General features: G+C 34.9%; 10 protein-coding genes. 1 reads left to right on the forward strand and 9 read right to left on the reverse strand.

What is annotated here, in order from left to right; all coding sequences use genetic code 11:
* Positions 1-55 precede the first annotated feature (55 nt).
* From T513_RS0108605 to T513_RS0108645, 9 genes are all read right to left on the reverse strand, one after another.
* Positions 56-3,094, reverse strand: a complete 3,039-nt coding sequence (locus T513_RS0108605) for an AAA family ATPase (protein WP_031589779.1) — start codon at positions 3,092-3,094, stop codon at positions 56-58.
* Positions 3,091-4,194, reverse strand: a complete 1,104-nt coding sequence (locus T513_RS0108610) for an exonuclease SbcCD subunit D (RefSeq protein WP_029070526.1) — start codon at positions 4,192-4,194, stop codon at positions 3,091-3,093. The genes T513_RS0108605 and T513_RS0108610 overlap by 4 nt, the downstream gene beginning before the upstream one ends.
* The gene (locus T513_RS0108615; protein ID WP_031589780.1) at positions 4,191-4,601 is read right to left on the reverse strand and encodes a GNAT family N-acetyltransferase; all 411 of its coding nucleotides are present in this window, start codon (positions 4,599-4,601) and stop codon (positions 4,191-4,193) included. Before T513_RS0108615 ends, T513_RS0108610 begins: the two co-directional genes overlap by 4 nt.
* A gap of 22 nt (positions 4,602-4,623) precedes the next feature.
* Positions 4,624-5,580 carry a 2-hydroxyacid dehydrogenase gene (locus T513_RS0108620; protein WP_031589781.1) on the reverse strand — a complete coding sequence of 319 codons (957 nt, stop codon included), beginning with the start codon at positions 5,578-5,580 and terminating at the stop codon, positions 4,624-4,626.
* Between the two features lie 172 nt (positions 5,581-5,752).
* Positions 5,753-6,484 (reverse strand): hypothetical protein, encoded by a 732-nt coding sequence (locus T513_RS0108625; protein WP_031589782.1) that lies wholly within the window; start codon positions 6,482-6,484, stop codon positions 5,753-5,755.
* 73 nt (positions 6,485-6,557) lie between these two features.
* Entirely contained in the window at positions 6,558-7,934 is a 1,377-nt protein-coding gene (locus T513_RS0108630) for a sodium-dependent transporter (RefSeq protein WP_031589783.1), read from the reverse strand.
* A gap of 155 nt (positions 7,935-8,089) precedes the next feature.
* Positions 8,090-9,331: a DUF1015 domain-containing protein gene (locus T513_RS0108635; protein ID WP_031589784.1), complete on the reverse strand. Its 1,242-nt coding sequence runs from the start codon at positions 9,329-9,331 to the stop codon at positions 8,090-8,092.
* A 13-nt stretch (positions 9,332-9,344) separates the two neighbouring features.
* Entirely contained in the window at positions 9,345-10,187 is an 843-nt protein-coding gene (locus tag T513_RS0108640) for a PHP domain-containing protein (RefSeq protein WP_031589785.1), read from the reverse strand.
* Positions 10,168-10,677, reverse strand: a complete 510-nt coding sequence (locus tag T513_RS0108645) for a hypothetical protein (protein WP_031589786.1) — start codon at positions 10,675-10,677, stop codon at positions 10,168-10,170. The genes T513_RS0108640 and T513_RS0108645 overlap by 20 nt, the downstream gene beginning before the upstream one ends.
* Before the next feature lie 365 nt (positions 10,678-11,042).
* On the opposite strand from T513_RS0108645, the gene T513_RS0108655 reads away from it, so the two are divergent.
* The coding region (locus T513_RS0108655) for a hypothetical protein (protein ID WP_031589788.1) at positions 11,043-11,274 on the forward strand (232 nt) is incomplete at its 3' end.

Consider the following 11,274-nt stretch of genomic DNA (forward strand, 5'->3'; position numbering starts at 1 on the left):
ATAAGAAAAATATTGAAAGGAAAAGAGTAAAATCAAGAATACATAAGGTTTTTCTTTAATAATGGACATAAAGCGAACTTCCATGTTTACCTCTTTTTACTTCAATGCCTGCTTCAATACGTTCTTTAAGATCACTTACATGAGAAATGATTCCTATCACTTTATCATTCTTCATATCCATAAGAACATTGATTGCCTGATCCAATGATTCATCATCTAAGGTACCAAATCCTTCATCGATGAAAAGAGCATTCAATTCAATTCCACCAGCATATTCCTGTATCATCGTAGAAAGCCCTAAAGCTAATGCTAATGAAGCCTTGAAAGATTCTCCACCAGATAGTGATTTGACATCACGAATAGATCCTGATTCATAATCAATGATGTTAAGATCCAAGCCTTGACCTGCATTTCCTTTTGTTTCCTTTCTTCTCAAGAAAGAAAAACGATCACAGGTCAATCTTGATAATTCCCTATTGGCATACTCTAATACATGTTCAAAATAACTTGCTAAAACAAAACGTTCAAATGAGATCTTTTCACTATTCTTACCAGACGTAATGCTATTGAGGTGTGCATAACGACGATAGTCATCAAATAATTTCTCATTTTCACTTGCTGCCTTCTTGATTTTTACGTACTGTTTCTTCAAGTTCTCATAAGCATTGATACATGCAAAAGCCTTCTCATCTTTTTCTTTTTTCTCATAAGAAAAAGTCTTCAGCTGTTCATCAAGTAAAGAAAGATCGACTTTTTCTTTCCCCTTGACTCTATCCTCTAATTCAGCTAATGAACCCTTAACAAGTTCAAGACGATGTATATAGCGATTATAATCTTCACTCATTACCGCAAGATCCTTGATCTTCTTTTTAAGTAAATCATACTCACTTCTTTCAAAATGATCATTAAGCATCTGTTCAAATGCATTCTTTTGTTTTACTAGATCACTTTTCTTGATTTCAAGCTGTGAAAACAATGTTTCTTTTAATGTATGAATACGTGCTTTATCCTTAAGACGCTGATCACGTTTCTCTTGAATCAGTACAACTCTTTGACTTAAAAGACGTCGTTCTTCTTCTTTCTCTTTCATACTCTCTTCACTAAAGCTTAACAAATTAGGATAATGAGAAAGTGATGTATGACAGGCACTCTCTTCTTCTTTTTTATGAATAGATAAATGTTCTAGATCACTTTTTGCCTGTACAATAGCTTTCTCTTTTTCTTCTAGTAATATCTTATCTTTTTCAATCGTCTTCTTTAGATTCTCACGATAGGAGATTTCTTCTTGAAGATCCTTGTACTCTTTCTTTAACTGTATATCCTTCTTTGTCATCTGATCAAGAAGTCTAATAAATGTCTCTTTTGAAAGTTCTTCTTCAATATGCAACTGCTTCTTTAATGTTTCTACATCATGAAAAGCAACTCGCTTCTTTTCCTTTTGATCACTCATGTTAGAAAAAGCCTGTTCTTTTTCTATTCTTAACTGTTCAGCTTTTTCTTCTAGACTTTCTATTTCCTGAATGCTTAACACACGTGATTCCATAATAGCTTTTTGTGGATGATGAATACTTCCACATACCGGACAAGGCTCACCTTCTTTTAAGTCTCTTGCCAGTATGCCTGCCTGGTTATCACGGAAACGCTGTGATTCTTCAAGGTATTTCTGATAAGCTTCATCGTAGTCCTTTAAGCTCTTGCCATACACCTGACTAAGTTCATAGTAGGCTTCTTCTTCATTGTTATAGCGATTATAATCATCAGAAAGCTGATGCATCATATTGCGTCGGTTCTGATATTCACTGACAAGCTGGTCCTTGTCTTTTAACAATAGACGATAATCACCAAGCTGTTCTACATATTTTCGATTGTCTTCTAGCTGCTTCTCTTTGATAGATAAATCTTTTTCATGTTCATGAAGCTGTTCAAGATTATGCAGTTCATCTCTTCTTAACTGAGAAAGTCTCTTTTGGCTTCTTTCATAAGCTTTCTTTACCTTAAGTTCATCCTTCCCTTTGGATATTTCTAAATCCAATTGAGAAATACGCTTTTCTCCTTGAGAAAGTTCTTCTAGTTCCTTATTAAAGTCTTCTTCTTGTAAAGCCAATGCTTCATTTTGTTTCTTAGCTTCTTCTAATTGATCACCTATTAAATCATAGTCATTCTTTAAGCGAATCACTTCATTTTCTTTAAGACTCACCTGATTAGCTAAGCGAAGCTGTTCTAGCTCTTTGCCTAAGTTATCATAATCTTTCTTTTTTAAAAGCAAGCCTTCTTCTTCCTGCTTCTTTTTATCATAAAGATCAATATCTCTGTTTAACCCTTCACTATAGGCAAACTCTTTTGTAAGTTCCTGTTTTTTTGTTTCTCGCTCTTTTAATCCTTCTTGTTCACTTGTCGCTTCTTTTCTATAGACTTCAAGCTGTTCTTCAATAAAGGATAATGTTTCAGGCGTAAACTGTTCTATTTCAAAAGGCAGTCCAGCAAGCATTGTACGAAGTGCTACGCTTTTTTCTTCATAGCGTTTCTTATACTCATCAGCATGGCTTTTTAAGATATCTTCAAATTGTTTTAAGCCATCTGTATGAAACAGATTTCTGAAGATTTTCTCTTTTTCTTTGGAATCTGCTAAAAGCAATTTCGTAAATTCACCTTGAGCTATCATTACAATCTGCTTGAATTGTCTTGCATCAACCCCCAATAGAGTCTTTACATGCTTATCTACTGGTGTCTTCCCTGTTTCTAGGAGCTGTTCTCCTTCATATAATTCCGCAATATCAGGACGCTTGTTTCCTGATTTGGTATAGCTTAATTCTCTTTTAATATGATAGACTTTTCCATTTAATTCAAAATCAAATGCTATGCGTGTGGGCTGATCATAGTTCGCATAAGAAGAACGAAAGACATCATTGCTGCGATCTGACCCTGATGTTTCACCATACAGCGCATAGCTGATTGCATCAAATATTGTTGTCTTGCCTGCTCCTGTATCACCTGATATAAGATAGAGCCCCTTCTCATTGAGTCCTTTAAAATCAATGATTGTCTCATTTAAATAAGTAGAAAAAGCCTGCATCTTTAATACTAACGGTCTCACTTTGTACCTTCTTCCCAGATTGTCTCAATAATCTTCTGATCTTTTTCATCTAGCTGCTGATTGCACATAGCCTGATAGAATGTCTTATAGAGATCCATCATATTCATTTTCTCTATCGCATGCACTTTTCCCATTGATGTAGATGCATCACCAATAAGCTTGACATAGCTAAGCTTTAAGACATGAGGATAGACTTCTCTTAATAGATCCATCGCATGAGGTATCATATGATCATCTTCTAGTTCAATAGATAAAAGGTCATCTTTATTAGATGCATGACTTCTTAGTTCATCAAACATCCCTCTTATTATTCTTACCTTCTGCCTGCTTTGAAGTTCTACTTCCTCAATATGCATATCATCAATGTCCACTACGACAAAAGATTTCTTCCCCTTTGCTTCATCAAAAGAGTAAGTGCCAAGACTTCCTGAATAACGAACTGTTTCTCTTTTTACATATTGAGGGGCATGCAGATGCCCTAATGCTACATAGTCAAAGGCATCAAAAATATCAGGATCAATGATTTCTGTTCCCCCTATTGAAAGTGTCAGTTCACTTTCACTTGTCTGTGATTTATGACCAACAAACTGATGGGTAATCAGAATATTCTTGTAGCTAGGATCAATCTCCTGTTTTGAAAGATAGTAAGCTAAAGCATTATGATAATTATCAGTTGGTGCATCTTCAAAGACCTGCTTTATATGAACCGGCTTTACAAATGGCAGCATATAAAATCTGATGTTGCCTTCCTGATGAAAAGCTATCTTCTCTTTTAAATATGTTTCAATAAACAGCCCCTGCTCTTCAAGTATCGCACTTGCAAAATTGAGACGGTCCGCTGAATCATGATTTCCTGAAATCATGAATACTTTCTTATGCAGACGAGTAATCAACTCTGATAAAAAATGATTAAGCAGATTTACTGCCTCTTGTGAAGGGACACTGCGATCATAGACATCACCCGCGATAATGACAGCATCTATTTCATGATGAGACACATAATCAATAATATTCTCTAACAGCTCCCTTTGGATATCTATTAGATTATACTGGTGCAGCATCTTTCCTAAATGAAGATCTGCAATATGTACTATTTTCATGATTTCATCTCCCATCTATAAATGTTTTTTACACGCTCATCTTTAGAAAACATCTTTCTTAATGTACGAGGAATCTCCTTTCTTTCAATAAAGATGGCGCCTAGCTTTTCTATCGTTTTTCTAGAAGCGATATTATCTGGATCACATGTCAATAAAACATGATCATAGCCATCTTTGATAATCTGATCCTTCAATAAAAGACAAGCCTGATAGGCATAGTGCTGTCCACGATATTCTTCTTCAATATGATAACCAATATGCCCATCATAGTAATGTTCTTCATCATTGCCAAGACGCCATACAATACGTCCTACTTCCTGATTATTCACTTCAATAATATAAATTGAATAAGGTGTAAACCCCGGCAATGAAGGGGCTTCAATATATTCATCTAATCTTAATTTCATACATCTATTATAAAAGACTTTCTTATAAAGAAAAAGGTTCATTCACCACATTGATTGGATGGTCAGCATCAAATGCATCAATATCATCTTTCACAATCGACAGCAATCTTTTTCTTGTCTCCAATCCTTTCCATCCCATATGTGGAGTGATAATCACATTTTCTAGTTCATAAAGTGGACTTCCCTCTTCAGGAGGTTCAACTTCAGTAACATCCAAGAAAGCTCCACCAATCTCCTTCGCTTTTAAGCTTGATATAAGGGCTTCTTCATCAACTAAAGCACCTCTACTTGTATTAATTAAAAAGGCATTATTTTTCATTAAAGATAATGTATCCTTATTGATCATATGATAAGTCCACTCATTCAATGGAACATGCAAAGAGACATAGTCGCTTCTTTTTAACAGTTCATTTAATGAAACATACTCTTCTCCATCATCTTTTGTAGTACGCGTATTATATATAACCTGCATACCCATCGCATGTGCTACCTTGCCTACTTCTCTACCAATATGACCAGCACCCACAATACCTAATGTCTTATCATTAAGTTCCTCATGACGCATCAACAAACCATTAGTAAAATGTGAATGATCACCTCTTTCTAGGTGACGAAGCTGCATCTGCATTGAAGAAGATAACATCAGCATTCCCATAATGGCAGTATGTGCAACACGTTTAGAAGAATAAGAAGGCACGTTGCATACCATAATATGTTTCTTGTTAGCAGCATCTAAATCAATATTATTATATCCCGTACCTGCTTCTACAATTAGCTTAACATTCTTTAATCCTGCAATCATTTCACTAGTGACAGACATTTCCTTTGTCACAATAATTTCTGCTTGACTGGCATGTTCTAAAAAGTTCTTTTCATCAGTGTCATCGTACACTATCACATGATCACCAAGCAGCTGATAACCCAAGGCACCATCATAATTCATCTTTTTTCCATTCATTACTACTACATTTCTTTTCATATTTTCCTCCTTAAGTATAAAAAAGCATGCCCGTAGACATGCTTCTCTACAACTTTATAAATAGCTCTGAGTAAAGGGAATTTAAAGGAGCGTATTTATAATGATTGTGCTGCAGTTGAAAGATACAACTACTCCATTATTGTATCATACATCTACATATTAATAAATAGTATTATACAAATTTATCGATAACATCTTCCAATGCCTGCCAATGCTTTTTTGCATTCTTATTTTTTAAGGCAGTCTTCACATCATCATAGACACCCGCATCTTCAAGCTGGCCTTTTACTTTATTGATATCCTTAAAAATATCATCCACAAGATCTTCTACACTATCAAAATTACTTTTGAATGTTTTCTTATTGCTTTTACTTAAAGTCGCATACCACTCTTTAAAGGCAGTCTGAAGTTCACTCTTATTGGTGCTTGCTTCACATTTATTGGCATACTTAAGTAGAGTAGCACCCGCAATGGCACGTTTCAATGAAGAACCAGAATCTCCTTCTTCATAATCAAGAACATCGTTAAGAGCTGTAGATAGGGCCTTCTTATCAAACACGTAGCTAACTGTCTTCTTCTCTTTAATAATTTCAAAAGTCTTTGTAATTGTCCCTTTGTAATTACCTTTTCCTGTTACAATGACCTGTGCTTCTCCGACCTTTACATTATTTTTATAGCTTACTGAATAATGAGATGGATCAAGCAGTGATCCATTCTGATCTTCTACAGTGACCTCTGGCTTTTTTTCTTTGCCATCGTAATTAAAACTATCTTTAACTAAAGACACCTTGCATGAAGTAAAATCTACAACATTGTCTGCAGTTGTGCCTTTCTCCTTACTGCCACATCCTACTACAGTAAAGAGCATTCCTAAAACAATAATCATACTAAATAGTTTTTTCATATGCTCACCCTCCTATCTCTATTCTAATGCTTTTCTTTTTGATAATAAAGAAAAACTCTAAAGTCAGATGACTTTAGAGTTTAATAATTCCCATAATATCCAATAATGAACTTACTAAGATAATTAATAAGAACAAGATAGCAACATATTTAATAAAGAATAAGTAAATCTTCTTTCTTTTAAATTGACCAGAAGATTCCACTTCCTTAACAATTGTTTCTGGCTTAACCTTGAATAAAATAAGCAATACTGTCGTAATAGCAGCAATTGGCATCATGACTGAATTTGTAATAAAATCAAAGAAATCAAGAATGCCCATTCCAAGAATAGAAACAAAGCTTAAATAATTGAATCCCAATGATGATAATGTTCCAAGAAGAAGCATTAAAATTGAAGTAAAGATTGTAGCGTTCTTTCTGTTCCAATGGAATTCATCTTCAAATGTAGAAACAGCTGATTCTAATAATGAGATAGAACTTGTCAATGCAGCCAATAAAACCAATGCAAAGAACATGATTCCACCAAATAGTCCAAAATCCATAGAAGCAAAAACCTTAGGAATTGTAATAAACATAAGTGATGGACCTTTTCCTAAATCCGCAGCACTTCCTCCTGAGAAAGCGAAAACTGCAGGAATAATCATCAATCCTGCTAAAATAGCAATAGCAGTATCAAAAATTTCAAGCTGAGTTGTAGATGTTTCAAGATCCATATTCTTTTTCGCATAAGAACCAAAAGTATAAAGAATCCCCATAGCTACTGATAATGAGTAGAACATCTGTCCCATAGCAGCAACAACAGTCATGATTGAAAAATGCTTAAAATTAGGAACAAGTAAATATTTTACACCTTCCATAGCACCAGGTCTTGTAATTGAGTAAATAGCAACAATAACAGCTAATGCGACAAGAATTGGCATCATGATTGTAGATACTTTTTCAATACCATTCTTGACTCCTGCCAATACGATAAAGATAGTCATCAATGAGAAAATAATAAAGAATCCTTCTACTTGAATACCATTTGTTAAAAAGCCTTCAAAATAATGAGAGCCAGCCAAAGGCTGTACATTCCCTCGTAGATATTCAACAAGATATTTAAGTACCCATCCACCAATAACTGAATAATAAGGTACAATAAGCACTGGGATGATCGCATTGATCCATCCTCCAAAACGATAACGAAGTCCTTTTCCAAAATGAGCAAAAGCACCTACTGGACTCTTTCTTGTCATTCGGCCTAATGTCGTTTCACTCATGATCATGACATAGCCGAAAGTTAATACAAGTAGAATGTAAACTAACAAGAACATTCCACCACCATATTTTGCAGCTAAATAGGGAAAGCGCCAAATATTTCCTAGTCCAACAGCCGATCCTGCTGCAGCAAGGACAAAACCAATTTTACCAGAGAAACGACCTCTCTCCTGTGTGTCAACTTTCTTTTCCATACAAAATCTCCTTTAAAAAACACTATCCATGATTATATCCACTTTTTGTCTTATTTCAACAAAAAATGACTTAAAAATTACCGATAGGCAAAATAAATGATAATTTTTTTGATTATTAAAGGAAATATACATAAAAAGAAGACCAATCGGTCTTCTTATCTTTCTATTTCATGAATAAACAATCCACTTCTAAGCTTTGGTTCGAACCAAGTAGACTTAGGTGGCATAAGCATCTTAGCATCCGCAACAGCCAATAATTCATCAATAGAAGTTGGATACATCGCAAAAGCCACTGATCCTTCTTTTTCATCAACTAATCTTTCAAGTTCCTTTAATCCTCTGATTCCACCAATAAAAGAAATACGCTTATCGACACGTGGATCTTCAATGCCAAGAATTGGTGTCAATACTAAATCTTGAAGATAAGCAACATCAAGAGAAGTAACAGGATCATTACGATCTTCTAGACATTCTTCCTTCATTGTTAAAGTGTACCACTGATGAGCATAATACATCTTAACAATTCCTTTTCTTTCAGGTGCACCAAATTCTGATGAAGAGACATTAAACACATTAAGCAATCCACCAAAGAATTCTTTTTCACTTAATCCATTTAAATCTTTCACGAAACGGTTATAATCCATAATATATAATTCATTATCAGGGAAAAGAACCGATAAGAAATAATTGAATTCCTCTTCTCCCGTATAATCAGGATGTTCTTCTCTTCTCTTTAATCCCACTTTAACCGCAGAAGCAGTACGATGATGTCCATCAGCAATATAAGTGGCTTCTACATTCTCAAAAGCCTTGATTAATGTTTCATTATAACAATCATCAACGATCCAGACAGTATGCTTAACACCATCTTCAGCCACAAAATCATAAAGAGGTGGTTCCTTCTTTACTTTTTCAACAAGATCACTGATCTCCTGCTTTTGACGATAAGCAAGGAAAATAGGCCCTGTCTGCGCAGATGTCACATCAACATGATTAATACGATCCACTTCCTTTTCAGCGACAGTATTTTCATGTTTCTTACATACTCCATTAATATAATCATCAATAGAAGAAAGTGCCACAATTCCGTTTTGAGCACGTCCATTCATTGTCAGCTCATAAATATAATAATGTTTCTGTTCATCCTTAATAAAGATTCCTTTTTCTTTAAAAGACTGAATCATTTCATCAGCTTTCTTATAGACATCATCCCCATACATGTCATGTCCATCTTCAAACTGTGTTTCAGGTCTATCAATATTCAAGAAAGACAGCGGTTTACCTTTAACCGCCTCTTTCGCTTCTTCTCTAGAATAAACATCATAAGGCAACGCCGCAACATCTTTTGCATAATCTGTAGCTGGTCTTAATGCCTGAAATGGTAATACTTTTGCCATAATTCTCCCCCTATTACTTCACAATCTTATGAAGAATCGTCAATTGACTTGCATCAATCTGACGTCCTTCCGTGTTGAGTCGTCCTAATTCAACACTTTTATTAATGCCATGATAATCACTGCCACCACTTATTGTTAACTGAAAGCGATTGGCCAATGAACAAAGATAATCCTCTTCTTCTTGATTATAACGAGAATAGAAACATTCCAGACCGTCAATTCCTGCATCTAAAAGCAAGCAAAGCTGTCTTTCACATTCCCAAGGTGCTAAATGACGCTTGTGTTCCCCACCCAGTGGATGAGCCCATACTGCCCACCCATTAGCGTCATGAATAGCTTTAATAACTTCATGATAATCTAAGCGATCATCGTCATCATGACATCCTGCAACAATCTTAATTCCTTCTTCCATGCTTGATACATACTCATATTGCATGAGCATACGTGCTAGATGTGGCTTAGCACAGGCATTTAATTGACGTAGTTTTTCTTTATCTTCTTGGCTAAACTCATACCCAAGATGACTAAGATAAACGAGCCTATTCTCAAGTTTTCTTTTTCTTTTAAGACGACCTTTATCAATCACCTTCTTCATCACTGGATGCGTTGCATCAAAGCCATATCCTAAAATATGCACTTCACGATACTTGGTAATTGTAGAAAACTCAATCCCCGCAATAAGCGTCACTCCTGAAGGTATCTCTTTTACAGCATGTACACCTGCTAATGTATCATGGTCAGTAATTGCACAATATGCGATGCCTTTTTCTTTCACTTTCCTTAAAAGACTATCACTTGAATCACTGCCATCACTTGCAGTTGTATGAAGATGTAAATCAGCTTTCCATTTCTCCACTTAAATACTCATCTCCATCATCGAAATCAGGATATAGATAACTTGATAACATATCAGTAAGGAATACTCTAACAGCCTTTTCATCAAGAATTGCACGTGCAAAAACCACTGCGGAAACCAATAGTTCCTGAGGACTGATTTCACTTGCAAATTCAATGCCCATTTCATCCTCTTCGTCATAAATATAAGCCTCAAAAGAATCAGGATAAAAATTAAGCTTATGTATTTCCTCAGCAAAAACTCTTGGATTAAGATCAATTACATCATAAAGACGCTCAAAATCAAAAAGAATAGTTGGAATAATAAACTTTAGCATCTCAGGATCATCTACATCTCTGATCATTTCTTCTATGAAATCTGTCAACATGTTATGAATAAGATCATAAAGCGTTTCAAATTGTTCATCACTCATTGCATCAAACAAACCATAGTCTTTAATACCAACAGGTCCATCTGAATCAAATAAAATCTGTAGCAGTTTATTTTTCATATAGATTCCTCATCTTTCTATGATATCTTCTATCATTCTACTATACCATTATTAAAAAAGCTATTTATTTTGTTTATATCCATTTTATGGTATAATCCGTTTAGGATTATACCTAATAGCAAGGAGAGAATTATGACCTATAAACAACTTATCATCACTGTGCTTGTCGCTATATATGCCTTACTGGCAACCTACGTATTTCCCAAAAATACCACAACATACATTATGACATGCATCATTTTTATAAAGTTCCCGACAGAAAACCCACGTGCCTTTAGACCATGGGATGAATGGCGGTTAAAATATATGGTATAATATACATACAGGAAATCCTATTTCCGAGTCTTTAGAAAGGAGAAAGCTGCATGCATCTTACCGTAAAACAACAAGTAAAGCGTCTTTCAAAGGAAGATTACAGAACTATAAGAGAACTGTGCCATATAGCAAAGAATCTTGCCAATGAAGCCATTTACAATGTAAGACAGTATTACTTTTCTGAGGGCGAGTTTTTAAAATACGAAAAGAATTACACTCTTTTAAAGAACAGCCCTAACTACAAAGCGTTAAACTCTAACATGGCACAGCAAATCCTGAAAG

It is taken from the genome of Kandleria vitulina DSM 20405 (genome assembly GCF_000702065.1).
In the GTDB taxonomy this organism is placed as follows: Bacteria; Bacillota_I; Bacilli_A; order Erysipelotrichales; family Coprobacillaceae; genus Kandleria; species Kandleria vitulina.

Bases quoted from the DNA above. Each gene is read 5' to 3' on its own strand.
- T513_RS0108630 (WP_031589783.1), bottom strand. From the start codon at position 7,934: ATGGAAAAGAAAGTTGACACACAGGAGAGAGGTCGTTTCTCTGGTAAA.
- T513_RS0108610 (WP_029070526.1), bottom strand. From the start codon at position 4,194: ATGAAAATAGTACATATTGCAGATCTTCATTTAGGAAAGATGCTGCAC.
- T513_RS0108615 (WP_031589780.1), bottom strand. From the start codon at position 4,601: ATGAAATTAAGATTAGATGAATATATTGAAGCCCCTTCATTGCCGGGG.
- T513_RS0108625 (WP_031589782.1), bottom strand. From the start codon at position 6,484: ATGAAAAAACTATTTAGTATGATTATTGTTTTAGGAATGCTCTTTACT.
- T513_RS0108645 (WP_031589786.1), bottom strand. From the start codon at position 10,677: ATGAAAAATAAACTGCTACAGATTTTATTTGATTCAGATGGACCTGTT.
- T513_RS0108620 (WP_031589781.1), bottom strand. From the start codon at position 5,580: ATGAAAAGAAATGTAGTAGTAATGAATGGAAAAAAGATGAATTATGAT.
- T513_RS0108635 (WP_031589784.1), bottom strand. From the start codon at position 9,331: ATGGCAAAAGTATTACCATTTCAGGCATTAAGACCAGCTACAGATTAT.